This is a genomic window from Crenobacter luteus, assembly GCF_004345725.1.
In the GTDB taxonomy this organism is placed as follows: Bacteria; Pseudomonadota; Gammaproteobacteria; order Burkholderiales; family Chromobacteriaceae; genus Crenobacter; species Crenobacter luteus.
Window position 1 is genome coordinate 56,464 of record NZ_SLXG01000013.1, and the last position, 21,531, is coordinate 77,994.

25 protein-coding genes are annotated in these 21,531 nt (G+C 69.0%); 10 read left to right on the plus strand and 15 right to left on the minus strand.

Translation table 11 applies throughout. The features are described 5' to 3' along the window. Positions 1 to 2: 2 nt before the first annotated feature. The 3 genes from rsmA to cyaY are packed head-to-tail and all read right to left on the minus strand — an operon-like array spanning position 3 to position 1,564. Complete coding sequence (rsmA, locus tag EV683_RS09175) at positions 3 to 776, minus strand: 16S rRNA (adenine(1518)-N(6)/adenine(1519)-N(6))-dimethyltransferase RsmA (protein ID WP_066613828.1); 774 nt, start codon at positions 774 to 776, stop codon at positions 3 to 5. A gap of 51 nt (positions 777 to 827) precedes the next feature. Continuing rightward, a complete protein-coding gene (locus EV683_RS09180; RefSeq protein ID WP_066613826.1) occupies positions 828 to 1,241 on the minus strand; it encodes a YqaA family protein in 414 nt (137 codons plus the stop codon). A 5-nt stretch (positions 1,242 to 1,246) separates the two neighbouring features. Then, the gene (gene cyaY / locus EV683_RS09185; protein WP_066613820.1) at positions 1,247 to 1,564 is read right to left on the minus strand and encodes an iron donor protein CyaY; all 318 of its coding nucleotides are present in this window, start codon (positions 1,562 to 1,564) and stop codon (positions 1,247 to 1,249) included. Positions 1,565 to 1,650: 86 nt separating this feature from the next. On the opposite strand from cyaY, the gene lptM reads away from it, so the two are divergent. The 3 genes from lptM to EV683_RS09200 are packed head-to-tail and all read left to right on the plus strand — an operon-like array spanning position 1,651 to position 3,549. Then, entirely contained in the window at positions 1,651 to 1,809 is a 159-nt protein-coding gene (lptM, locus tag EV683_RS09190; protein WP_082824219.1) for an LPS translocon maturation chaperone LptM, read from the plus strand. A gap of 9 nt (positions 1,810 to 1,818) precedes the next feature. Continuing rightward, positions 1,819 to 3,066, plus strand: a complete 1,248-nt coding sequence (gene lysA / locus EV683_RS09195) for a diaminopimelate decarboxylase (protein ID WP_131862580.1) — start codon at positions 1,819 to 1,821, stop codon at positions 3,064 to 3,066. Between the two features lie 6 nt (positions 3,067 to 3,072). Then, positions 3,073 to 3,549 (plus strand): GNAT family N-acetyltransferase, encoded by a 477-nt coding sequence (locus EV683_RS09200; protein ID WP_131862581.1) that lies wholly within the window; start codon positions 3,073 to 3,075, stop codon positions 3,547 to 3,549. A 78-nt stretch (positions 3,550 to 3,627) separates the two neighbouring features. Here the strand turns inward: EV683_RS09200 and EV683_RS09205 are convergent, their stop codons facing one another. The 4 genes from EV683_RS09205 to EV683_RS09220 all read right to left on the minus strand — a co-directional run bounded on the left by EV683_RS09205 (position 3,628) and on the right by EV683_RS09220 (position 8,439). Beyond that, the gene (locus EV683_RS09205; RefSeq protein ID WP_066613815.1) at positions 3,628 to 3,891 is read right to left on the minus strand and encodes a CBU_0592 family membrane protein; all 264 of its coding nucleotides are present in this window, start codon (positions 3,889 to 3,891) and stop codon (positions 3,628 to 3,630) included. A gap of 71 nt (positions 3,892 to 3,962) precedes the next feature. After that, on the minus strand, positions 3,963 to 5,702 hold the full coding sequence (gene betA, locus EV683_RS09210) for a choline dehydrogenase (protein WP_207910431.1): 1,740 nt from the start codon (positions 5,700 to 5,702) through the stop codon (positions 3,963 to 3,965). A gap of 115 nt (positions 5,703 to 5,817) precedes the next feature. Then, positions 5,818 to 7,284, minus strand: a complete 1,467-nt coding sequence (locus EV683_RS09215; protein WP_131862582.1) for an aldehyde dehydrogenase family protein — start codon at positions 7,282 to 7,284, stop codon at positions 5,818 to 5,820. Positions 7,285 to 7,317: 33 nt separating this feature from the next. Then, positions 7,318 to 8,439 carry an aromatic ring-hydroxylating oxygenase subunit alpha gene (locus EV683_RS09220; protein ID WP_131862583.1) on the minus strand — a complete coding sequence of 374 codons (1,122 nt, stop codon included), beginning with the start codon at positions 8,437 to 8,439 and terminating at the stop codon, positions 7,318 to 7,320. 272 nt (positions 8,440 to 8,711) lie between these two features. On the opposite strand from EV683_RS09220, the gene EV683_RS14280 reads away from it, so the two are divergent. The 5 genes from EV683_RS14280 (at position 8,712) to EV683_RS09245 (ending at position 13,805) form a co-directional block, all read left to right on the plus strand. Next, a complete protein-coding gene (locus EV683_RS14280) occupies positions 8,712 to 10,484 on the plus strand; it encodes a helix-turn-helix domain-containing protein (protein WP_165916810.1) in 1,773 nt (590 codons plus the stop codon). A 369-nt stretch (positions 10,485 to 10,853) separates the two neighbouring features. Beyond that, positions 10,854 to 11,894 carry a DMT family transporter gene (locus tag EV683_RS09230; protein WP_066613807.1) on the plus strand — a complete coding sequence of 347 codons (1,041 nt, stop codon included), beginning with the start codon at positions 10,854 to 10,856 and terminating at the stop codon, positions 11,892 to 11,894. A 21-nt stretch (positions 11,895 to 11,915) separates the two neighbouring features. After that, the gene (locus tag EV683_RS09235; protein ID WP_066613806.1) at positions 11,916 to 12,191 is read left to right on the plus strand and encodes a hypothetical protein; all 276 of its coding nucleotides are present in this window, start codon (positions 11,916 to 11,918) and stop codon (positions 12,189 to 12,191) included. A gap of 188 nt (positions 12,192 to 12,379) precedes the next feature. After that, a complete protein-coding gene (locus EV683_RS09240) occupies positions 12,380 to 13,327 on the plus strand; it encodes a PDR/VanB family oxidoreductase (protein ID WP_131862584.1) in 948 nt (315 codons plus the stop codon). A 274-nt stretch (positions 13,328 to 13,601) separates the two neighbouring features. After that, positions 13,602 to 13,805: a 2-hydroxymuconate tautomerase family protein gene (locus EV683_RS09245; RefSeq protein WP_066613797.1), complete on the plus strand. Its 204-nt coding sequence runs from the start codon at positions 13,602 to 13,604 to the stop codon at positions 13,803 to 13,805. 86 nt (positions 13,806 to 13,891) lie between these two features. On the opposite strand, the gene hemL is transcribed toward EV683_RS09245, so the two are convergent. The 5 genes from hemL to EV683_RS09270 are packed head-to-tail and all read right to left on the minus strand — an operon-like array spanning position 13,892 to position 17,221. Then, positions 13,892 to 15,169 carry a glutamate-1-semialdehyde 2,1-aminomutase gene (hemL, locus tag EV683_RS09250; protein WP_131862585.1) on the minus strand — a complete coding sequence of 426 codons (1,278 nt, stop codon included), beginning with the start codon at positions 15,167 to 15,169 and terminating at the stop codon, positions 13,892 to 13,894. A 54-nt stretch (positions 15,170 to 15,223) separates the two neighbouring features. Continuing rightward, positions 15,224 to 15,691 (minus strand): CYTH domain-containing protein, encoded by a 468-nt coding sequence (locus tag EV683_RS09255; protein ID WP_131862586.1) that lies wholly within the window; start codon positions 15,689 to 15,691, stop codon positions 15,224 to 15,226. Between the two features lie 19 nt (positions 15,692 to 15,710). Next, positions 15,711 to 16,127 (minus strand): CopD family protein, encoded by a 417-nt coding sequence (locus tag EV683_RS09260; protein ID WP_066613790.1) that lies wholly within the window; start codon positions 16,125 to 16,127, stop codon positions 15,711 to 15,713. Between the two features lie 58 nt (positions 16,128 to 16,185). Next, the gene (locus EV683_RS09265; RefSeq protein ID WP_131862587.1) at positions 16,186 to 17,001 is read right to left on the minus strand and encodes a M48 family metallopeptidase; all 816 of its coding nucleotides are present in this window, start codon (positions 16,999 to 17,001) and stop codon (positions 16,186 to 16,188) included. A 55-nt stretch (positions 17,002 to 17,056) separates the two neighbouring features. Then, positions 17,057 to 17,221 carry a rubredoxin gene (locus EV683_RS09270; protein WP_066613788.1) on the minus strand — a complete coding sequence of 55 codons (165 nt, stop codon included), beginning with the start codon at positions 17,219 to 17,221 and terminating at the stop codon, positions 17,057 to 17,059. 63 nt (positions 17,222 to 17,284) lie between these two features. On the opposite strand from EV683_RS09270, the gene thiD reads away from it, so the two are divergent. Together thiD and thiE are read left to right on the plus strand one after the other, a co-directional pair. Continuing rightward, positions 17,285 to 18,115, plus strand: coding sequence for a bifunctional hydroxymethylpyrimidine kinase/phosphomethylpyrimidine kinase (gene thiD, locus EV683_RS09275; protein ID WP_131862588.1), 831 nt, complete (start codon positions 17,285 to 17,287; stop codon positions 18,113 to 18,115). Further along, positions 18,108 to 18,725 (plus strand): thiamine phosphate synthase, encoded by a 618-nt coding sequence (gene thiE, locus EV683_RS09280; RefSeq protein WP_131862589.1) that lies wholly within the window; start codon positions 18,108 to 18,110, stop codon positions 18,723 to 18,725. Before thiD ends, thiE begins: the two co-directional genes overlap by 8 nt. A 159-nt stretch (positions 18,726 to 18,884) precedes the next feature. Here the strand turns inward: thiE and EV683_RS09285 are convergent, their stop codons facing one another. From EV683_RS09285 to waaC, 3 genes are all read right to left on the minus strand, one after another. Beyond that, positions 18,885 to 19,100, minus strand: a complete 216-nt coding sequence (locus EV683_RS09285; RefSeq protein ID WP_131862590.1) for a TIGR02450 family Trp-rich protein — start codon at positions 19,098 to 19,100, stop codon at positions 18,885 to 18,887. 107 nt (positions 19,101 to 19,207) lie between these two features. Continuing rightward, positions 19,208 to 20,473, minus strand: a complete 1,266-nt coding sequence (gene waaA, locus EV683_RS09290; RefSeq protein ID WP_131862591.1) for a lipid IV(A) 3-deoxy-D-manno-octulosonic acid transferase — start codon at positions 20,471 to 20,473, stop codon at positions 19,208 to 19,210. Further along, on the minus strand, positions 20,470 to 21,429 hold the full coding sequence (gene waaC / locus EV683_RS09295) for a lipopolysaccharide heptosyltransferase I (RefSeq protein ID WP_131862592.1): 960 nt from the start codon (positions 21,427 to 21,429) through the stop codon (positions 20,470 to 20,472). Before waaC ends, waaA begins: the two co-directional genes overlap by 4 nt. Positions 21,430 to 21,531: the final 102 nt, after the last annotated feature.

Consider the following 21,531-nt stretch of genomic DNA (forward strand, 5'->3'; position numbering starts at 1 on the left):
GGTTAACTGGCCAGCCGGTTGGCCAGCCGCACGTAGTCGGCTACCGCCAGCGCCTCGGGGCGCAGCGACGGGTCGATGCCAAGCTCGGCCAAGGTAGCGTCGTCGACCAGACCCTTGAGGTTGTTGCGCAGCGTCTTGCGGCGCTGCGCGAAGGCCTGCGCGACCAGCTTCTCGAACAGCGCCATGTCGGCGACCTCGCCGTGCGCGCCGGTGTGCGGAATCATGCGCACCACGGCCGAATCGACCTTGGGCGGCGGCCAGAACGCGTCGGGCGGCACGTCGAGCACGTTTTCCATGTGGAAGCGCACCTGCAGCATCACCGTCAGCCGGCCGTAGTCGGCGCAGCCGGGCTCGGCCACCATGCGGTCGACCACCTCCTTTTGCAGCATGAAGTGCATCTCGTCGACCTGGTCGGCGTATTCGGCGAGGTGGAACAACAGCGGCGTCGAGATGTTGTACGGCAGGTTGCCGACGATCTTCATCCTCGGGCCGACGCTGCCGAAGTCGAAGGCGAGCGCGTCGCCCTCGTGGATGGTCAGCTTCTCGGGCGGGAACTCCTGCTTCAGACGCGCGATGATGTCGCGGTCGATCTCGGCCACGTGCAGGTGACCGAGCCGCGCCAGGAGCGGGCGGGTCAGCGCGCCCAGGCCCGGGCCGATCTCGATCACCGTCTCGCCCGGCTGCGGATGGATCGCGTTGACGATGTCCTCGATCACGCGGTTGTCTTGCAGGAAGTTCTGGCCGAAGCGCTTGCGGGGGATATGACTTCTGGACATTCGGCTTCTCGGAAATCTTGGAATAGGGTTGGCCGACGCGGCGCCACCGCGTCAGGCGAGGCGCAGCGCGAACGCGAGCGCCGCGTAGCGCAGGAACTTGCCGAGCGCGATCCACGCCAGGCACGGCGCGAACGGCAGGCGTAGCCAGCCGGCCGCCAGGGGCAGCGCGTCGCCGACGAGGGGAACCCACGAGGCGACGAGCGCGGCCGGGCCGAAGCGGCCGAACCAGCGCGCGACGCGCGGCGGCAGCTCCTTTTTCGGCGCGAGCCGGCCAAGGTAGAGGCTGGTCGCGCTGCCGGCGCTGTTGGCCAGCGTCGCGACCGCCAGCGACGCCCACAGCCAGTCCGGCCATTTATACAGGAAGGCGGACAGCGCGAGCTCGGAATTGCCCGGCAGCACGGTGGCCGACAGGAAGGCCGACGCGCCGACGCCGGCGAGCGCGGCGCTCGCGGCCCAGTCCGACACCGGCGTCAGGCCGCGATCGTGAACGCTTCGCCGGCCGCCTCGCTGACGGCGCGCGACAGCGTGGCGAAGAACTCGGCGCCGTCGCGCGCGGCGATCCACGCGCCGTCGCGCCAGGCAAAGTGGTAGCCGCCGCTCCTGGCCGCGATCCACAGCTCCTGGTTGGAGGTGTGGCGGTTCACCACGATCTTGGCGCCGCTGTCGAATTCCAGCTCCATCACGTTGCCGTTGGTCAGGCAGTCGACGTCGAGACCGGCCTCGTCGAGGGCGGTTTCGATGCGTTCGAACACTTCGTCGGACAGGTTGAGAAATTCGCTTTCGTTCATGGTGTCGGATCCACGCGCATCGCCCGGGTGGGCGCTGTTAACAGGCTTTGCTACTATCGATATTTTGCCACACAAGGCCGACCCGTATGCGTACCGTGCTCGCCCTCGCGCTGTTTTCGTCGCTGCTTTTCGCCGGCTGCGGCTACAAGGGTCCGCTCTACCTGCCGGGCGACAAGCCGGCCAAATCCCGAAGCCAGTCCGCCCCGGCCCCGGCGCCGAAGGTGCAGGCTTCGCAAGCTCAATAAGCCCACAAGATGATCGATTACCAGAACCACACCCTCGCCGTCGACGGCGTGCCGCTGACCCAGATCGCCGACACCTTCGGCACGCCGTGCTACGTGTACTCGGCGGCGGCGCTGACCGGGGCCTTCGAAGCCTACCGCTCGGCCTTCGCCGGCCTCGACCCCTTGATCTGCTTCGCGGTCAAGGCCAACTCCAACCTGTCCATCCTGCAGCACTTCGCCCGCCTCGGCGCCGGCTTCGACATCGTGTCGGGCGGCGAGCTGGCGCGCGTGCTGGCGGCCGGCAGCCCGGCCGACAAGGTGGTGTTCTCCGGCGTCGGCAAGTCCGAGGCCGAGATGGAAATGGCGATCGAAGCGGGCATCCACTGCTTCAACGTCGAATCGGTCAACGAGCTGGCGCGCCTGAACGCGGTCGCCGGCCGCCTCGGCAAGCGCGCGCCGGTGTCCTTGCGCGTGAACCCGGACGTCGACGCCAAGACCCACCCGTACATCTCCACCGGCCTGAAGGACAACAAGTTCGGCATCGCCTTCGACGAGGCGCGCGCCGTCTACCAGGCCGCCGCGTCGCTCGAGCACCTGGACATCGTCGGCATCGACTGCCACATCGGCTCGCAGCTGACCGACGTGTCGCCGCTGGTCGACGCGCTCGACCGCCTCTTGGTGCTGATCGACCAGTTGGCCGAGGACGGCATCGTGCTGGAGCACGTCGACATCGGCGGCGGCCTCGGCATCCGCTACACCGACGAGACGCCGCCCGACATCGCCGCCTACGCGGCCCGCGTCGCCGAGCGCCTCGCGGGCCGCCAGCTCAAATTGGTGATGGAGCCGGGCCGCTCGCTGGTCGGCAACGCCGGCGTGCTGCTCACCCGCGTCGAGTACCTGAAGCTCGGCCAGGACAAGCACTTCGCTATCGTCGACGCGGCGATGAACGACCTGATGCGCCCGTCGCTGTACGACGCCTACCACGGCATCGTGCCGGTGACGCAGAAGGACGGCCTCGCCGCGCTGACGGTCGACGTAGTCGGCCCGATCTGCGAGTCGAGCGACTTCCTCGGCAAGAACCGCGCGCTGGCGATCGAGCAGGGCGACCTGCTGGCGGTGCTGTCGGCCGGCGCCTACGGCTCGACGATGTCGAGCAACTACAACACCCGCGCGCGCGCCGCCGAGGTGCTGGTCGAGGACGGCCAGCCGCGCCTAATCCGCCGCCGCGAGACTCTCGACGAGCTGCTGGCCAACGAGCGCGAACTGCTGAAGGACTGACCCGCCATGACCCCGACCCTCCGCCTCTTGGACCCGAGCGACGCGCGCGACGCGGCCATCCTCGTCGCGCTGACCGACGGCTACGCGCGCGACCCGATGGGCGGCGGCTCGGGGCTGTCCGATACCGCGCGGCAACGGTTGGCCGAGGCCTTCGCCGCCCATCCGGCGACCTTCGCGCTGGCGGCCGAAGCCGAGGGCGAGGCGGTCGGCCTCGCGCTGTGCGTGCTCGGCTTCTCGAGCTTCTACGCCGCGCCGACCGTCAATCTGCACGACATCTCGGTCGTGCCGGCGGCGCGCGGGCTCGGCGTCGGCCGCGCGCTTCTGGCGGCGGTCGAGGCCGAGGCGGTGAAGCGCGGCGCGTGCAAGGTGACGCTCGAGGTGCGTCCGGACAACGCGGTCGGGCGCGGCCTTTACGAGAGCGCCGGCTTCGAACTGTCGGCGCTCGGTGGTCAGGCCTACCTGATGATGGAAAAGCCGCTGTAACGGTTCCACGTGAAACCGGCCCGGCTTTCCGCTTAGGCAAAGACAACGCCCCGCATCGCGGGGCGTTTCGTTTTTTTTTCAGGCGCGGCCTTCGGCCAACGCGGCGGCCTGACGGCGGCGCCAGGCGCGCCAGCCGCCGAACAGCGTCAGCACGAGCCAGGTGCACTGGGTGACGAAGGAGGCGAGGTTGAAGCTGTGCAACAGCGAGACCAGGATGCAGGCCGGTCCCGCGAGGTTGAGCGCGAAGTAGCGCGGGCTTTGCGGGCTCCAACCCATGAGCTGGACGCCGAAATAGGCGGCGAGGTAGGCGATAACGCCGATCAGACCGATCAGGTCGTACATGATGGGGACCACAGGTTCTAGGGTACGAAAGCCGGAGGCGCGGCGCGCCCCCGGCGTCGGGCCGTCCGGGCCTAGCGGGCGAGCGTGAACTCGGCCTGGCGACGCCCCGTCGCGGCGGCACCGCCCGCGATCGCGTCGCGGCGCACCGGCGCGTCGCCGGCCTTGTAGTAGGGCGCGGTCGAACGCGCCAGCGGCGCGCGGCCGCGGATCGCGTCGGCGATCTTCTCGGCCATCATGATGGTCGGCGCGTTCAGGTTGCCGGTGACGATCTTCGGCATGATAGACGCGTCGACCACGCGCAGCCCGGCCAGCCCGTGCACGCGGCCCTGACCGTCGACCACCGCCTCGGGGTCGGACTCGTCGCCCATCTTGCAGGTGCACGACGGGTGCAGCGCGGTCTCGGCGTGCTCCTTCACGAAGGCGTCGATCTCGGCGTCGGACTGGATCATCATGCCCGGCTTGATCTCGCGGCCGCGGAACGCATCCATCGCCTGCTGCGCGACGATCTCGCGCGTGATGCGCACGCCGGCGCGGAACTCGCGCCAGTCGACCTCGTGCGCCATGTAGTTGAACAACAGGCGCGGCTTGACGCGCGGATCGCGGCTGGCCAGCTTGACGAAGCCGGTGCTCGGCGAGCGCATCGAGCCGACGTGGCACTGGAAGCCGTGGCTCTTCACCGGGTTGCTGCCGTCGTAGTTCATCGCCAGCGGGATGAAGTGGTACTGCAGGTTAGGCCAGGCGAACTCGTCGCTGCTGCGGATGAAGCCGCCGGCCTCGAAGTGGTTGCTGGCGCCGACGCCGGTGCCGTTCAGATACCACTCGACGCCGATCGCCGGCTTGTTCCACCACAATAGCGCCGGGTACAGCGACACCGGCTGGGTACACTCGTACTGCAGGTACATTTCCAGGTGGTCCTGCAGGTTCTCGCCGACGCCTTTGAGGTCGATGACCGGGTCGATGCCCATCGCGCGCAACTCGTCGGCGTTGCCGACGCCCGAGCGCAGCAACAGTTGCGGCGACGCGATCGCGCCGTTGGACACGATCACCTCGCGGCGCGCGCGCGCCTCGCGCGCTTCGTCGCCCTGCAGATAACTCACCCCGATAGCGCGCTTGCCGGCGAACAGCACGCGGTCGGCCAGCGCGCGCGTGTGCACGGTCAGGTTGGGGCGGTCCTTCGCCTGATCGAGGTAGGCGAGCGAAGTGCTGCAGCGGCGGCCCTTGGCGGTGGTGGTGCGGTCCATCGGACCGAAGCCTTCCTGGCGGTAGCCGTTCAGGTCGTCGGTGGCCGGGTAGCCGGCCTGCTCGCCGGCCTGGATGAAGGCGTCGAACAGCGGGCTGATGCCCGGTTTCGGCGTCGTCACGTGCAGGGGGCCGTCGCCGCCGTGGTAGTCGTTGGCGCCCTTGTCGTAGGTTTCGGCCTTGCGGAAATAGGGCAGGCAGTCGGCGTAGCTCCAGTTCTCCAGGCCCTTGTTGTCGGCCCAGCCGTCGTAGTCCATCGCGTTGCCGCGGATGTAGACCATGCCGTTGATCAGCGACGAGCCGCCGAGGCCCTTGCCGCGGCCCTGCGTCATCCGGCGGCCGCCCATATGCGGTTCCGGCTCGGTCACGTAGGCCCAGTTGTAGGTGGTGCCCTGCAACGGGTAGGCGAGCGCCGCCGGCATCTGCGTGCGCCAGTCGAGCCGCCAGTCGGGGCCGCCCGCTTCCAAGAGCAGCACCGACACGTCGGCGTCCTCGGTCAGCCGCGCGGCGAGCACGCAGCCGGCCGAACCGGCGCCGACGATGATATAGTCGTATTCCTTGATTGCGCTCATCGCAATCTCCTCTTCGGTGGGTGGAGCGCGCGGGGCCCGGCGGGCCGGCGCGTTCGTCGAGGCGAAAGGTTGGCCGAGCTCGCCTCGTTCGCGAAGCCCGGCGCGGCGGCGACGCTTACGCGCCGAACCAGCCCATCGGTTTGGGCGCCAGGTTGATGTAGCTGTGCTTGAGTTCGGTGTATTCGTCCAGCCCGATGCGCGAAAGCTCGCGGCCGATGCCGCTCGCCTTGTAGCCGCCCCACGGCGCTTCCGGGAAGTAGGGGTGGTAGTCGTTGACCCACACGGTGCCGAAGCGCAGCGCGCGCGACATCCGGTTCGCCTTGTCCAGATCCTTCGTCCACACCGCGGCGGCGAGGCCGTACGGCGTGTCGTTGGCGAGGCGCAGCACCTGTTCTTCGCTCGTGAAGCGCTCGGCGGTGATCACCGGGCCGAAGATTTCCTCCTTGGCGATCTTCATCCCGGCGCTCACGTCGGCGAGCAAGGTCGGCTCGAGCCAGAAGCCCTTCTCGTACACCGCGCCTTCGGGACGCTTGCCGCCGTGCACCAGCCGCGCGCCCTCGGCGACGCCCATCTGCACCAGTTTCAGGATCTTCTCGTGCTGCGCGGCCGACTGCACCGGGCCCATCTGCGTCTCGGCGTGGAAGCCGTTGCCGATCACGATGCGCGGCAGGCGCTCGGCCAACCTTGCGATGAATTCATCGTAGATCGCGTCCTCGACCATCAGCCGCGAACCGGCCGAGCACACTTGGCCGGCGTGGAAGAAGGCCGCGTTCAGCGCGTAGTCGACCGCGGTGTCGAGGTCGGCGTCGGCGAACACGATGTTCGGGTTCTTGCCGCCCAGCTCCAGGCCGATGCGTTTGAAGTTGCCGGTGGCGGCCTTCATGATGCTCTCGCCGGCGTAGGCGCCGCCGGTGAACGACACCAGGTCGACGTCGTGGTTTTCAGCCAGCTCGGCGCCGACCTCGGCGCCGCCGGTCACCAGGTTGAACACGCCCTCGGGCAGGTCGAGCTCGGCCAACAGTTCGGCGAAGCGGTGCGTCGTCAGCGGCGTCAGGTTGCTCGGCTTGACGATGACGGTGTTGCCGGCGCCCAGCGCCGGCGCGATCTTCCACGCCGCCTGCAAGAGCGGGTAGTTCCACGGCGTGATCAGCCCGCACACGCCGACCGGCTCGCGCAGCGTGCGGCTGATCACGTGGTGCGGCGCCTCGTTGACCGCGCCCGATTCGGACGCGACCAGGCCGGCGAAGTAGCGGAAGGTCGCCGCGATGTCGCCCATGTCGGTGCGGCTCTCGGTGATCGTCTTGCCGGTGTTAAGCGACTCGAGGCGCGCGAGGTTCTCGGCGTCGCGGTCGATCAACTCGGCGATCTTGTTCAGAAGCTTGGCGCGCTCGCGGATGGTGCTGTCGCGCCACGGGCCGTCGAAGGCGCGGCGCGCGGCGGCGATCGCCAGGCGCGCGTCGTCGCGCGTGCCCTCGGCGGCCTGGGCGATCACGGTCTCGTCGGCCGGGCTGAGGATGGCGCGCTTGCCGCCGGCGACGGGTGCCTGCCACTGGCCGTCGATGTAGAGCTGGGTGTGGATCATTTCGTTATTCCTGATCATTTATATGAATGAGGTTCAGGCCAGCGCCGCGAGCACCATCTGCTGGAAGTGCTGCACGCCGTGCTCGCCGATCGCCGAGGTCTTGTCGTCGGTGATCAGAAGCGGGCCCTGGCCGTTGCGGTAGCCGCGCGACTTCAGGCCGCGCTGCACCGACTCGACGATCGACAAGTCCTCGGGCTTGAGCACGTTCTTGTAGTAGTCGATCAGCTGTTGCTGCTCGGCCGTCGGGGTCGAATCGCGGAAGTAGAACTCGAAGTGCTGGATCGTGGTGTCGGCGTCGACCGGGAACATGTAGAACACGCCGTAGTTGCCGTCGCCCGGCAGCACGTTCAGCGTCACGTTCGGCCACAGCCAGTAGGCGGCGAAGTCGGTGTTCGGCGCCTCGTCGTCGTAGGTGAAGGCGTCGCTGCCCGAGCGCGTCTGGCCGATCTGGCTCGTGTAGATGCCACGCACCTTGTGCAGGTAGGTTTCCATCTTGATCGACTCGACCAGAGCGGGGTGCGCGGTCTGGCAGTGCAGGCACTCGAGGTAGTTGTCGACGACGACCTTCCAGTTCGCCTTCATCTCATAAGTGAGCTTGTGCGCCGGCACGAGCGAGTCGACGTCCGGGCAGCGCGCGCGGATCTCGTCGTTCAATTCCTTCGCCTGCTCGATCAGCGGCACCGCGTCCATGTCGAGGTTGACGAACACCAGGCCGCAGAATTCCTCGACGCGCACCGGCGTCAGGCCGGCGTTGTCCTTGCAGAAGCTCGGCACGTTCTCGCTGTTGCGCGCGTGCACCAGCTTGCCGTCCAGACCGAAGGCCCACGCGTGGTAGGGGCAGGTGATCACGTTCTTGGCACGGCCGGCGCCTTCCGGGAACAGCTCGTGCGCGCGGTGCGGACAGACGTTGTAGAAGGCGCGCAGCACGCCGTCGCGGCCGCGCACGACGAACACGTTCTCGCCGGCGACCTTGGCAGTCGCGTACGAATTCGGCTCGGCGACCTGGCTCTTGTGCATCACGCAGACCCAGCTCTTGCTGAAGATGGTCTTCTTTTCTGCCTCGAAGATCTCGGGCGAGGTGTAGTAGTGCGCGGGCAACGTGTACGACAGCGAATCCTGGGTGTCGCAGACCGGCGCGATGTGGACGTTTTGCATGCTGGCTCCTCTGTAGACTCGGGTCTAATTTACTTTTGGTTAATTAAATCACTTACGGTGATTTAGGCGCAGTCTAGTCAGCGCCGAGCCCGCGGCGCAATTTCAAAAAAAATATCGACAATAGCGCAAAGATTGCCATGAGCTATCAAACGGCCCGCGCGCCGCGCCGCAGGCCGTCGCGCGGGCGCCCGGCATGCCGGCAGGATCGCGCCCCGGCCCCGCTCTGGTGTAAGGTTCGGTCAACGGGAATTCACCATCAGTAAAGAGACACGATGAGCCAAACCACCTTCGCCGCACGCCTGAAGGGCGTGCTCGACACCAAACGCATCATGCTCAAGCAGGTGGCCGAGGCGCTGTCGGTTTCGCCGTCGGCGGTGCACAAGTGGACGCGCGGCGGCGAGATCGAGTACGGCAACCTGCGCGCGCTCGCCGATTTCCTCGAAGTGAACTGGATCTGGCTGCGCTACGGCGAGGAGGCGGTCGGCGACCTCGAGGCCGCGTCGAACGGCGACCCGCACATCAGGGCCATCCGCCAGAAGCACCTGACCGAGATCATGGAGAGCGAGGCGCGGATGAAATTCGCGCAGGAGGTGTCGGGCATCGTCACCTGGGAATGGAACGTGCTGACCGACGCGGTCAACTACTCGTCGAACGCCGAGAAGCTGTTCGGCCGGCCGATCCGGCTGATCGAGGACTTCTGGGCCGCGGTGCATCCGGACGACGTCGCGCCGCTGCGCGCGGCGCTCGAGGCGGCGCTGGCGCGGCTGACGCCTTACGAGGCCGAGTTCCGCGTGAAGGTCGGCGACGAGGTGCGCTGGATCGCGTCGCGCGCGACCCAGGTGGCCGACGCCGACCGCCGGCCGCTGAAGATGATAGGCATCAGCATCGACGTCACCGGCCGCAGGTTGGCCGAGGCCGCGCGGCGCAAGAGCGAGGCCATCCTCGCCAAGGCTCAGGCGATCGCCCACCTGGGCAGCTGGTTCTGGGACATCCAGAACGACGACTGCGCGTGGTCGGACGAGGCGTACCGGATCTTCGGCTGGGAGCCGCAGGCCTTCAAGGTGACGATGGAGCGTTACTTCGCATCCATCGTCGAGGAGGACCGCGCGCGCATCGACGAAGCGATCCGGCTGGCGATCGAGGAGGGCCGGCCGTACGCGGTCGACTACACGATCGCGCTGCCCGACGGCAGCCACCGCGCGATCCACGAGGAGGGCGAGGTCGAGTTCGACGCGACAGGCCGCGCGCTGACGATGATAGGCGCGTCGCAGGACGTCACCGAGCGCAAGCTGGCCGAGCTGGCCTACCGCGAGAGCGAGGAACGCTTCCGCGAGATCTTCGAGCAGGCGGCGGTCGGCATCGCCCACGTCGGCCTCGACGGCCGCTGGCTCAAGGTCAACCGCAAGCTCGCCGACATCGTCGGCTACGGCCCGGCCGAGCTCGAATCGCGCTCCTTCCAGGACCTGACCCACCCGGACGACCTCGACGAGAACCTCGCCCAGCTCGACAGCCTGCTGTCGGGCGCGATCGCGACCTACTCGATCGAGAAGCGCTTCGTGAAAAAGAACGGCGAGGTCGTGTGGGTCAACGTCACCACCTCGCTGAGCCGCCACCCGCTGACGCGCGAGCCGCTGCACCTGATCACCGTGATCGAGGACATTTCCGAGAAACAGCTGGCGCGCCAGCGCATCGAGGACGCCTACCGGCGCAGCGAGCTGGCGCTGCAGTCGATTGGCATGGCGAGCTGGGACTGGGACCTGGTCGACGGCCGCGTCACGCTGTCGGCGGCGGCGGCGCAGCTGATCGGCCTGCCGGACGGCACCGCCGCGCTCGACGAGGCGACCTTCCTCGCCGGCATCCGCGTCGCCTCTCGCGCGCAGTGGCTGGCCAGCCTGGACGCGATCTTCGCGGTGTCGAGCCGCGCGCAGCTCGACGTAAGCTGGCACGGCGACGGCCGGCCGGTGGCGCTGACCTTCTCGGTGCTGCCGGTGCGCGACGCGCAGGGCGCGATGACGCGGCTGATCGGCGCGCTCGGCAGCCGCTGAGGCAGGCAAGGGCAGGGCGGCCGCGCCGCCCTGTTGCGCAAATGGAACAGCGCGGCGCGCCCAGACGGCGCGCCGACCACCCCGTCATTTTCTCTTCATAAACAATTGCTTGCTATCCGCTTCGCCGCGACGGCGACCGACCCCCGGCCCACCCCTCGTCGCCGCGCTCGTCCCGCCCGCCCGTCTCGCGCAACCGGCGTCGCCCCGCCCCGCCTTCCCCCCGATTGTTTTTTCCGGCCGTCTGTTCCTATACTGCCCCATCACCTTTGGTAAATTAATTAACCAATGGTGAATTGGAGCCCGCAACCCAAGACGGGGACGACAAGCAAGCGGGCCGGCAAGGTCTACAGAAGAGATGGAGAGACAACGATGCGCGACACTGCCGTACTCAAGGCGGACTACCTTCGCAACAATATCCGGTGGGGCTACCGCTGGGCGCTCTGGGCGGCGATCCTCTGGGGCGCCTGGTACATCCCCGGCACGGCCGTCTGGTACGAGACGCCGTTCGCGTCCATGGACCTCGGCCAACCCGCCAACTTCCTGCTGGCCGCGGCGGTGATCACCGCCTTCCACTCCTGCCTCGTCGTGCTGTTCCAGCTCGTCTGGCTGGCCACGCTCGGCAAGCTCGGCGACTTTTTCCGCACGCTGGTGCAGTTCCGCCGCATTTCCAAGTGGTACTTCCTCGCCGCCATCGTCGGCGGCCTGATGGCCAACTTCGGCTCCTACCTCGCGATGGGCTACGTCGGCGCGGTGTTCGCCGCGGTCGCCGGCCTGATGTACCCGGTGGTCGGCTCGACCATGGCACGCCTCTGGTACAAGGAGCGCATCAGCGCGCGCGCCGCGCTCGGCATCGCGATCATCATCGGCGGCGGCGTCGCGATCTACGCGCCGGCGCTGGCCGGCGAGGTCGGGCAGGGCTCGGCGACCAGCTGGCTCGGCTACCTCGGCGGCGCGATGGCGGCGATAGGCTGGGGACTGGAAGGCGCGATCGTCGGCCGCGCGATGGACGTCACCGACCCCGACTGCGGCGTCACGGTGCGCTACGCGGCCGAGGCGATGTACTGGGTGTGCCTGGTGTTGCCGGCGGTCGCGCTCTTGACCCCGCTGCCGGTGCTCGACGTCGTCAAGGGCACGCTGAGCCCGGCGCCGCTGACCTGGCTGACCGTCGGCGCGATGAGCTTCGCCTTCTGCGCGGTCGCCTGGTACAAGTCCTTCCCGCTGATCGGCGTCGGCCGCGGCCAGGCGATCGGCGCCTTCTACGCGATGTTCGCGACGCTGTTCGCCGCCGCGTTCACGCTGAAATTCCCCGAGTGGTACTTCCTGATCGGCCTGGCGCTGGTCATCTTCGGCGGCTTCGTGATGGTGTCGGAGAAGGCCGAGAACCTCGAAGTGATGCGCGCGGTCGGCTGACCGCCCAGAAGGAGACGAGCGATGAAGATCCATATCAAAGGTTTCATCCTGCAGCAGCTGGCGGCCAGCCCGGGCCTGTGGGACACCGAGATCGGCCGGCGCGTGTGCGGCGAGTACGACAAGCCGGCCGGCGACTACTGGTTCGGCACCGTGCGCGCCTGCCTGGCCGACCTGAGCAGCGGCGGCCTGATCCAGGCGATAGAGGACAAGGTCGACGCCGCCAGCGGCAAGCTCTTGTTCAAGTACCGCGTCAGCGACTTCGGCCTGGTCCGCATGCGCCAGACCGGCCTCGCCTGAACCCGCCACCCGACGGAGACAAAGACCATGAACGCCTACTGGGGTTATCCGGGCGCCGGCCTCTTGGCCATCGCCTTCATCGTCGCGCTGAGCCTGACCGCGCTCTACCACGCGCGCCACTACGCCAAACAGCTGTAAACCGGCCCGGCGGCGCCATCCAGCGCCGCCGGCCTGAACGAGGCCTTGCCATGAGCACCACGATTCCCGTCCGCGTCGAACGCATCGAACAACTCGCCACCGGCATCAAGCAGTTCACCCTGGTCGCGGCCGACGGCGGCGCGCTGCCGGCCTTCGAGAGCGGCAGCCACGTCGTCGTCCACATCGGCGAGCGCGCCAACGCCTACTCGCTGACCGGCGCGCTCTCCGACACGCGCCGCTACCGCATCAGCGTGCGGCGCGAGGAACAATCGCGCGGCGGCTCGCGCCATCTGCACGAGGCGGTCGCCGAGGGCGACACGCTGGCGATCTCGCCGCCTGCCAACCTGTTCGGCCTCGCCGACGCCGCGCCGCGCCACCTGTTGATCGCCGGCGGCATCGGCATCACGCCGTTCATGACCCACATCCAGACGCTCGAAGCGCGCGGCGACGACTTCGCGCTGCACTACTGTTTCCGCAACCGCCAGGGCGCGGCTTACCTCGACAGCCTGCCGCTGCTGCTGCCGGAAACCCGCCTGTCGCTGTACGAGAGCGAGCTCGGCCAACGTCTGGACATCGCCGCGCTGCTGGCCTGCCAGCCGGCCGGCACCCACGTCTACGTGTGCGGCCCGGCGCAGCTCAACGACGCGGTGATCTCCGCCGCGCGCGCGGCCGGCTGGAGCGGCGAGCGCATCCACCACGAGCAGTTCCGCAACGAGGTCGACACCGCCGGCGGCGCCTTCGAGGTGACGCTCGCCAGGAGCGGCATTCTGCTGACCGTCGGCGCCGACGACACGCTGCTGCGCGCGATCGAGAAGGCCGGCGTCAAGGTCGACTGCATGTGCCGCGAGGGCGTGTGCGGCTCGTGCGAGACCGCCATCCTCGACGGCGAGGCCGACCACCGCGACGCCTACCTGTCCGACGCCGAAAAGGCCGCGCAAAAGACGATGATGCTGTGCGTATCGCGCGCCAAGGGCCGCCACTTGGTGCTCGACCTGTAACGCGGTTCCACGTGAAACGATAACGCCCCGCAACGCGGGGCGTTATCGTCTTGCCGACACGGCTCGCTTCTGGCTTTGCCATCGCGGTGCGCGCTGCGTTCCGAAGCCGGACGCCGCCTCAGCCGGCCTCGGCGCGGTCTGGCTGCTGGGCGAGCCGCTGACCGTCTGGCTGGTGGCCGGCCTCGCCGCGGTGACGCTCGGCGCCTTCCTCGCCGCCCGCCCGCAAGCGGCGAAGGTTTGACCGTTTCTCATCCCCACGAAGAAAGGAAGCCCGATGCCCTACGTCAACATCAAGATCACCCGCGAAGGCGCGAGCGCCGAGCAAAAAGCCGAGCTGATCGCCGGCGTGACCGAGCTGCTGCGCAAGACGCTGAACAAGAACCCGGCCACCACCGTGGTGGTGATCGACGAGGTCGACACCGACAACTGGGGCATAGGCGGCGAGAGCGTCACCGTGCGGCGCGCGCGCGGGCAGTAAGCGCCGGTCGGCTCGCGAAAGAAAAAAAGGTTGGCCGAGCCCCGAGAAAGGGCTCGGCCAACCTTTTTGGCGTGACCGGCGCGGGCTTAGACGCGCGAGAGCGCGCGGCGCGCCGCGTCGACGGTGGCGGCGATGTCCTCGTCGCTGTGCGCGATCGACACGAAACCCGCCTCGTAGGCCGACGGCGCCAGGTAGACGCCCTCGTCGAGCATCGCGTGGAAGAAGCGGTTGAAGCGCTCGCGGTCGGACGCGGTGACGTCGGCGAAGCGTTGCGGCACCGCGTCGCTGAAGTAGACGCCGAACATGCCGCCGACCGAGTCGGCGCACATCGGCACGCCGGCGTCGCGCGCGGCGGCGGCCAGGCCCTCGGCCAACTTGGCGGTGCGCGCCGACAGCGTCTCGTAGAAGCCCGGCTGCTGGACGATGTTCAGCGTCGCCAGCCCGGCGGCGACCGCCAGCGGGTTGCCCGACAGCGTGCCGGCCTGGTAGACCGGGCCGAGCGGCGCGATCTTGCCCATCACGTCGGCGCGGCCGCCGAAAGCCGCCAGCGGCATGCCGCCGCCGACCACCTTGCCCAACGTGGTCAGGTCCGGCCGGATGCCGTGCAGGCCCTGCGCGCAGCCGAGGCCGACGCGGAAGCCCGTCATCACCTCGTCGTAGATCAACAGCGCGCCGTGCTTTTCGGTCAGACCGCGCAGCGCGGCGAGGAATTCGGCGCTCGGCTTGATCAGGTTCATGTTGCCGGCGATCGGCTCGAGGATCACGCAGGCGATGGTGTCGCCGATCTGCGCGAAGGTGTTCGCCAGCTGCTCGACGTTGTTGTACTCCAGCACCAGCGTGTGCTTGGAGAAGTCGGCCGGCACGCCGGCCGAGCTCGGGTTGCCGAAGGTCAACAGGCCGGAGCCGGCCTTGACCAAGAGCGAGTCCGAATGGCCGTGGTAGCAGCCCTCGAACTTGACGATGGCGTCGCGGCTGGTGAAGCCGCGCGCGAGGCGAATCGCGCTCATGGTCGCCTCGGTGCCCGACGACACCAGCCGCACCTGTTCGATCGACGGCAAAAGCTTGCAGATTTCCTCGGCGATGGTGATCTCGCCCTCGGTCGGCGCGCCGAACGACAGGCCGAAGTCGGCGGCGGCCTTGACCGCGTCGATGACCTCGCGGCGCGCGTGGCCGACGATGGCCGGGCCCCAGGAGCCGATGTAGTCGATGTAGCGCTTGTCGTCGGCGTCCCAGAAGTAGGCGCCCTCGGCGCGCTTGACGAAGCGCGGCGTGCCGCCGACCGAGCCGAAGGCGCGCACCGGCGAGTTCACGCCGCCGGGAATGTGCGCCTTGGCGCGGTCGAACAGGGATTCGTTGCGGTTCATGGTGTCAGGCCTTGCGATCAATAAACGTCGGTAAACGGACGAGGTTGGCCGAGCCTATTTCGGCCAGCGGCGGTACGGGTTCTGGCTGAGATACGCGTTGGTGAAGCGGCCGTCGTGCGTGACCTCTTCGCCCAGCCAGTCGGGGCGGACGAACTCGGTCGCCTCGTCGGGCAGCTCGATCTCGGCGACCAGGAGGCCGGCGTTCTCGCCGAAGAACTCGTCGACCTCCCACAGGTGGCCGGCGTGGGTGATCTTGTAGCGGATCTTCTCGACCACCATCGGGCAGGCGGCGTCCATCAGCGCCTCGGCGTCGGCGCGCGGGATCGCGTACTCGAACTCGTGGCGGCTCATCGCGCTGACCTGGCTCTTGATCGTCAGCCACGCGTCGTCGCCGACCACGCGCACGCGCACGGTGCGCGCCGGGTCGACCGACAGATAGCCCTGACGGTAGCGCTGCCCTTCGGCCAGGTCACGCCAGCTCTCGTCCTTGACCAGGAAACGGCGTTCGATTTCCATCGCCATGCTGTGACATCCTCAAGATTCAAAACGGTTTGGCGACCACCAGGTAGATCACCGCGAACATCGCCAGCACCGGCACCTCGTTGAACACGCGGAACCAGCGCTGGCCGTGCCGGTTGCGACCGGCGGCGAAGGCGGCCAGCAGGCGGCCGCACCAGGCATGGTAGCCGATCAGGCCGGCGACCAGGGCGAGCTTGGCGTGCAGCCAGCCGCCGGAAAAGCCGAAGCCGACCATCAACCACAGGCCCAGGCCGACCGCCAGCGCCGCCAGCGGCGTCATGAAGCGGAACAGCTTGCGCGCCATCAGGAGCAGCCTGTCGCGTTCGGGCCCGGTCTCGGCCAGCGCGAGGTTCACGAAGATGCGCGGCAGGTAGAACAGGCCGGCGAACCACGACACGACGAAGCCGATGTGCAGCGTCTTGAGCAAAGCGTAGGACATGCGGTCTTTCCGGAAGACACGCGGCCACCGAAGTGGCCGCGTTTCACGTGAAACGGCGTCAGCGGGCCGCGCGCGCGCGCTGGTACAGCGGCATCACCGCCGGCAGGTTCTGGCGCAGGTTCGCGATACGGTTGTTGCCGCTCGGGTGGGTGCTGAAAAAGTCGGACCGGTCGCCGGCGCCCGACTGGCGGTTCATCTTCTCCCACACGCTGACCGCCGCTTCCGGGTTGTAGCCGGCGCGCGCCATCAGTTCCATGCCCATCACGTCGGCTTCGGTTTCCATCGAGCGCGAGAACGGCAGCGACACGCCGACCTGGCTGACGAAGTCGACCACGCTGGCGGTGCCGCCGCTGATCTTGCCCAGCTGCAGCGCCAGCGACAGGCCCTGCTGCTTGACGAATTCCTGCGAGATCTGCTCGCGGCTGTGCTCCCTGAGCGCGTGCGCGATCTCGTGGCCGATCACCGCCGCCAGCTCGTCGTCGGTGAGCTTGAGCTTGTCGATCAGGCCGGTGTAGACGGCGATCTTGCCGCCCGGCATGCAGTAGGCGTTCAGTTCCGGGCTGCTGAGCACGTTGACTTCCCACGGCCAGCCGCGCGCGTCGGCGCGGAACACGCCGACCTGCGCGATCAGCCGGTTCGAGATCGCCTTGACGCGGCGGGTCTGGACGGCGTCGCGGTTCAGCGCGCCGGCGCTCTTGGCCTTGGACAGCTCCTGAGCGTAGGCGAGCGCCGCGCCGCGGTTGACCTCGTCGGGCGACACCAGCAAGAGCTGCGAGCGGTTGCTGCCGGTCGCGCCGCCGGCCGTGCTGCTCGTGCAGCCGGTGCCCAGCGCTGCCACCGCGAGCGCGGCCAGCAGATAGGTACGCATGGTCATGGCAATATCCTCCGGTTTTTCGTTCAAGAACGCCGCCCCGCCGCCGGGGCCGGGCTCAGATCTCCACCATCTCGAAGTCTTCCTTGCGCGCGCCGCAGTCCGGGCAGGTCCAGTTCATCGGCACGTCTTCCCAGCGGGTGCCCGGCGCGATATCGTCTTCCGGGCGACCGGCTTCCTCGTCGTAGATAAAGCCGCAAATCAGGCACATCCAGGTGCGCATCCATCCCTCCACGGGTCGGTTAGAATAAGGGCATTGTAGCCACAGAACCCGCGAGGATAAGCCTTGAGCACGCCCCCTGTCACGCCCCCGATTGTGATGACCCTCGCCGGCTCCGACCCGACCGGCGGCGCCGGTCTGCAGGCCGATCTGCTGACCCTGGCCAGCCTCGGCTGCCACCCGCTGTCGGTAGTGACCGCGGTCACCGTCCAGGATTCCAGCGGCGTCACCGACTTCCTGGTGATGGACGCCGAATGGGTCGTCGACCAGGCGCGCGCCCTGCTGGAGGACATGAAGGTGTCCGCGTTCAAGGTCGGCATGATAGGCAGCGTCGAGAACGTCGCCGCGATCGCCGAGGTGGTGTCCGACTACCCGGAGATTCCGCTGATCGTCGACCCGGTGCTCGCCTCCGGCGGCGGCCACGCCTTCGCCGACGAGGACCTGATCGCCGCCTTCCGCGAGATGATCCTGCCGCAGACCACCATCGTCACGCCCAACAGCATCGAGGCGCGCCGGCTGGCCGCCAACGACCCGGACGAGGAGGACGGCCTCGAGCTGGCGCTGGCCGCCGAACGGATGACGCAGCTCGGCTGCGAATACGTGCTCGTCACCGGCACGCACGAGAACACCCGCGTCGTCACCAACACCCTGTACGACAGCCAGGGCCAGGTGCGCGCCGACAGCTGGGAGCGCCTGCCGGGCAGCTACCACGGCTCCGGCTGCACGCTCGCCTCGGCGATCGCCGGCATGATCGCCTCGGGCAGCAGCGTCGCCGAGGCGGTGCGCGAGGCGCAGGACTACACCTATCAGACCCTCAAACACGCGTTCCGCCCGGGCATGGGCCAGTTCATCCCCGACCGGCTGTTCTGGGCGCGCAAGGAAAACGACGATGACTAAACCCTTTGGCGGCCTGTACGCGATCACGCCGGACACCGCCGACACCCGCGGACTGTTGAGCCGTACCCGCGCCATCCTCGCAGGCGGCGCGGCCATCTTGCAGTACCGCAACAAGAGCAGCGACGCGGCGCTGCGACGCGAGCAAGGCCTGGGCCTGCTGGCGCTGTGCCGCGAACACGGCGCGATCTTCCTCGTCAACGACGACGTCGAGCTCGCCCGCGCGCTCGGCGCCGACGGCGTGCACGTCGGCCGCGACGACGCCGGTATCGCCGACGCGCGCCGCGTGCTCGGCGCGAACGCCATCGTCGGCGCCTCGTGCTACGACAAGATCGAACTGGCCGAGGCGGCCGTAGCACGAGGCGCCAGCTACGTCGCCTTCGGCGCGGTGTTCGCCTCCAGCGTCAAACCCGAGGCGGCGCGCGCGCCCTTGAGCCTGTTCGCCGCCGCCAAGCGCCTCGCGGTGCCGAGCGTCGCGATCGGCGGCATCTCGCCGGCCAACGCGCGCCAGGTGGTCGAGGCCGGCGCCGACGCGATCTCGCTGATCTCGGCGCTGTACGACGCGGCCGACCCGACCGCCGTCGCCCGCGAGCTCGCCGCGCTGTACCGTTGAGCCGTCCCGGCCCGACAAGCCAAAAAGGTTGGCCGAGCTTCGTCCGAGGCTCGGCCAACCTTTTTTCGTTTTTCCGCTCCCCGATGCGCCGGGGCGACCCGACGCCAAACTGTGGCGGGGCGCAGAATCCGGCGCGCGCCATGCACCCGCCCATGGTCTTTAGGCCCAGCCCGGCCGCCAGCGCGCCGCGTCGTTCAGCTCGCGCCACGCCAGCGTGAAATGGCGGCGCGTCAGCACCGCCTCGAGCGTCACGCTCGTCACCTTCTGCGCGTCCAGCGCGTCGTACTCGACCTTCACCACCAGGAAATGCTTCTCGCGCTCCCGCGGCGTCAGCGCGGTCCACTTGCTGTTCAACAGTTTCTTCGGCCCGGCCATCGTCCCCTCTCCCCCGTCGCGTCAGCATGGTCAAGCGATGGACAGGCGCCACACGGCGCGCCTCGCGCGCGAGACGCTGGCTGTCTCCCGTTCGACCGCCGCGGCGCCTAGCGGCGACAGTCCGCGACCCGCGCGGCGATCTCGGCCGCCATCCGCTCGCTGGCGCCACGGTGGCGCGCGGTGAAGCCGCTCGCGGCCGACGCCATCGCCTCGCGCGCCGCCCTGTCGGCGATCAGCGCGTCGAAGGCGGCGACCACGCCGGCGGCGTCCGCGCACTGGCGCGCCGCGCCGGCCGACAAGGCCAACGCGCTCGCCTCGGCGAAATTGAACATCGACGGGCCGAACAGCACCGGCCGGCCGACGCTGGCCGGCTCGATCAGGTTCTGCCCGCCCAGCGGCTTGAGGCTGCCGCCGACGAAGGCGACGTCGGCCGCCGCGTAGTAGGCGAACAATTCGCCCATGCTGTCGCCGAGCCAGACGTCGGTGTCGGCTTGCAGTTGACCGAGCCCGGCGCTGCGACGCGCCAGCGTCAGGCCGCGCTCGCTCGCCATCGCCGCCACCGCGTCGAAGCGTTCCGGATGGCGCGGCACCAGCACCAGGAGCGCGTCGAGCGTCTTCCGCGCCGCCCAGGCGTCCAGCAGCAGCGCCTCCTCGTCGTCGCGCGTGCTGGCGGCGACCAGCACAGGCCGCGCGCCGATCGCGGCGCGGAAGCTCTCGCCCAGCGCGAGCTTGTCGGCCGGCGCGGCGATGTCGTACTTGCTGTTGCCGCACACCAGCACGGGCGCGGCGGACAGCTCGGCCAACCTTTGCGCGTCGGCGTCGCTCTGCGCCAGCACGGCGGCGAAACTCTTCACCGCCGGGCGGACCAGCGCGCCGACCTTCTTGTATCCGGCCAGCGATTTTTCCGACAGCCGCGCGTTGGCGAGGAACATCGGCACGCGCGCCTTTTCGGCGGCGGCCAGCAGGTTCGGCCAGATCTCGGTCTCCATCAGCACGCCGAAAACCGGTTTGTAGGCCGCCAGGAAGCCCGCCACGGCGTTCGGCAGGTCGTACGGCAGGTAGCGGACCTCGGCATCCGGATAGAGCGCCTCGGCGGTCGCGCGGCCGGTCGGCGTCATTTGCGTGATCAACAGCGGCGCGGCGGGAAAGCGGCGCCTGAGCGCGGCGATCACCGGCTGCGCGGCGCGCGTCTCGCCGACCGACACCGCGTGAATCCAGATCGCGCCCTTGGCGCGCGGCGCGAAGCGCACGCCGAAGCGCTCGTCCCAGTGTTCGAGGTAGGCCGGCGCCTTCGCGCCGCGCTTTTTCAGGTAGCGGCGCACCAGGGGTTGGCCGAGCCGCCACGCGAGGCTGTAGACGCCGCGCCAGCTCACGCCGTGCCCTCGAGCGCGAACAGCGCGTCCCACGCCGCCTGCGGCGTCGGGCACTGCCCGGTGCCGCCGAGGTTGACCGCGCGCGGCCCCTCGACCACGCCGGTCAGGCTCGGCTCGGTATCGGTGTAGATGCCGACCAGCGGCACGTCGAGCGCGTTCGCCAGGTGCGTGAGGCCGGTGTCGACGCCGACCACCGCGCGCGCGTGGCCGAGCAAGGCGGCCGCCTCGCCCAGGTTCAGCTTCGGCGCGGCCAGCGCGCCGGGAATGCGCGCCGCCAGCCGCCCGGCGCGCGCCTTCTCCGCGTCGTTGCCCCACGGCAGCACCGCCGTCCAGCCCTTTTCCTCCGCCAGGCGCGTCGCCAGCGCCACCCAGTTTTCCTCCGGCCATTCCTTGCTCGCGCGGCTGGTCGCGTGCAGCAGCACCGCGTAGTCGCCGGCCGGCAGCCAGGCGGGGCGCTCGCCGGCCGCGATGCCGAACACCGGCGCGCCCTCGGGCGTGTAGCCGAACACGCGTCCCAAAAGCTGCCGGTTGCGCTCGATCGCCGGCAAGGCGCGGCTGACCGGGTAACGCTTGTCGTAGCAGCGGCTCGCCAGCGGCTCGCGGATGCTCTCGGCGTCGTAGCCGGCCAGCGGCGCGCGCGCCCAGCGCGCCGGGATCGCGCTCTTGATCAGCCCCTGCATGTCGACCACCAGATCGAAGCGCGCGTCGCGCAGCGCCCGTCGGCACGCGCCGATCTCGCGCCAGGTGGCCGGCGACGCCAGCGACTTGCGCCAGCGCCGCCACGCGATCGGGATCACCGTCTCGACCGCCGGGTGCAGCGCGGCGATGCGCGCGAAACCTTCCTCGGCCAACCAGCTGACGCGGGCGTCGGGAAAGTGGCGCGCCAGGTCGGTCAGCGCCGGATAGGTATGGATCAGATCCCCCATCGAGGAGGTGCGCACGATCAGGATTTTCATCGGGGTGACGGAGCGGGAGCCGCGTGGGCTGTGGATAAGGTGAAGGCCGGCGACGAGGCCGGGCGGTTTCGACTGGCAGGATTGTACGAGGCAGGCTGTGGT

Coding starts and splice junctions, on each gene's coding strand:
- rsmA (WP_066613828.1), bottom strand. CDS start 776: ATGTCCAGAAGTCATATCCCCCGCAAGCGCTTCGGCCAGAACTTCCTG.
- cyaY (WP_066613820.1), bottom strand. CDS start 1,564: ATGAACGAAAGCGAATTTCTCAACCTGTCCGACGAAGTGTTCGAACGC.
- lptM (WP_082824219.1), top strand. CDS start 1,651: ATGCGTACCGTGCTCGCCCTCGCGCTGTTTTCGTCGCTGCTTTTCGCC.
- lysA (WP_131862580.1), top strand. CDS start 1,819: ATGATCGATTACCAGAACCACACCCTCGCCGTCGACGGCGTGCCGCTG.
- EV683_RS09200 (WP_131862581.1), top strand. CDS start 3,073: ATGACCCCGACCCTCCGCCTCTTGGACCCGAGCGACGCGCGCGACGCG.
- EV683_RS09205 (WP_066613815.1), bottom strand. CDS start 3,891: ATGTACGACCTGATCGGTCTGATCGGCGTTATCGCCTACCTCGCCGCC.
- betA (WP_207910431.1), bottom strand. CDS start 5,702: ATGAGCGCAATCAAGGAATACGACTATATCATCGTCGGCGCCGGTTCG.
- EV683_RS09215 (WP_131862582.1), bottom strand. CDS start 7,284: ATGATCCACACCCAGCTCTACATCGACGGCCAGTGGCAGGCACCCGTC.
- EV683_RS09220 (WP_131862583.1), bottom strand. CDS start 8,439: ATGCAAAACGTCCACATCGCGCCGGTCTGCGACACCCAGGATTCGCTG.
- EV683_RS14280 (WP_165916810.1), top strand. CDS start 8,712: ATGAGCCAAACCACCTTCGCCGCACGCCTGAAGGGCGTGCTCGACACC.
- EV683_RS09230 (WP_066613807.1), top strand. CDS start 10,854: ATGCGCGACACTGCCGTACTCAAGGCGGACTACCTTCGCAACAATATC.
- EV683_RS09235 (WP_066613806.1), top strand. CDS start 11,916: ATGAAGATCCATATCAAAGGTTTCATCCTGCAGCAGCTGGCGGCCAGC.
- EV683_RS09240 (WP_131862584.1), top strand. CDS start 12,380: ATGAGCACCACGATTCCCGTCCGCGTCGAACGCATCGAACAACTCGCC.
- EV683_RS09245 (WP_066613797.1), top strand. CDS start 13,602: ATGCCCTACGTCAACATCAAGATCACCCGCGAAGGCGCGAGCGCCGAG.
- hemL (WP_131862585.1), bottom strand. CDS start 15,169: ATGAACCGCAACGAATCCCTGTTCGACCGCGCCAAGGCGCACATTCCC.
- EV683_RS09255 (WP_131862586.1), bottom strand. CDS start 15,691: ATGGCGATGGAAATCGAACGCCGTTTCCTGGTCAAGGACGAGAGCTGG.
- EV683_RS09260 (WP_066613790.1), bottom strand. CDS start 16,127: ATGTCCTACGCTTTGCTCAAGACGCTGCACATCGGCTTCGTCGTGTCG.
- EV683_RS09265 (WP_131862587.1), bottom strand. CDS start 17,001: ATGACCATGCGTACCTATCTGCTGGCCGCGCTCGCGGTGGCAGCGCTG.
- EV683_RS09270 (WP_066613788.1), bottom strand. CDS start 17,221: ATGCGCACCTGGATGTGCCTGATTTGCGGCTTTATCTACGACGAGGAA.
- thiE (WP_131862589.1), top strand. CDS start 18,108: ATGACTAAACCCTTTGGCGGCCTGTACGCGATCACGCCGGACACCGCC.
- EV683_RS09285 (WP_131862590.1), bottom strand. CDS start 19,100: ATGGCCGGGCCGAAGAAACTGTTGAACAGCAAGTGGACCGCGCTGACG.
- waaC (WP_131862592.1), bottom strand. CDS start 21,429: ATGAAAATCCTGATCGTGCGCACCTCCTCGATGGGGGATCTGATCCAT.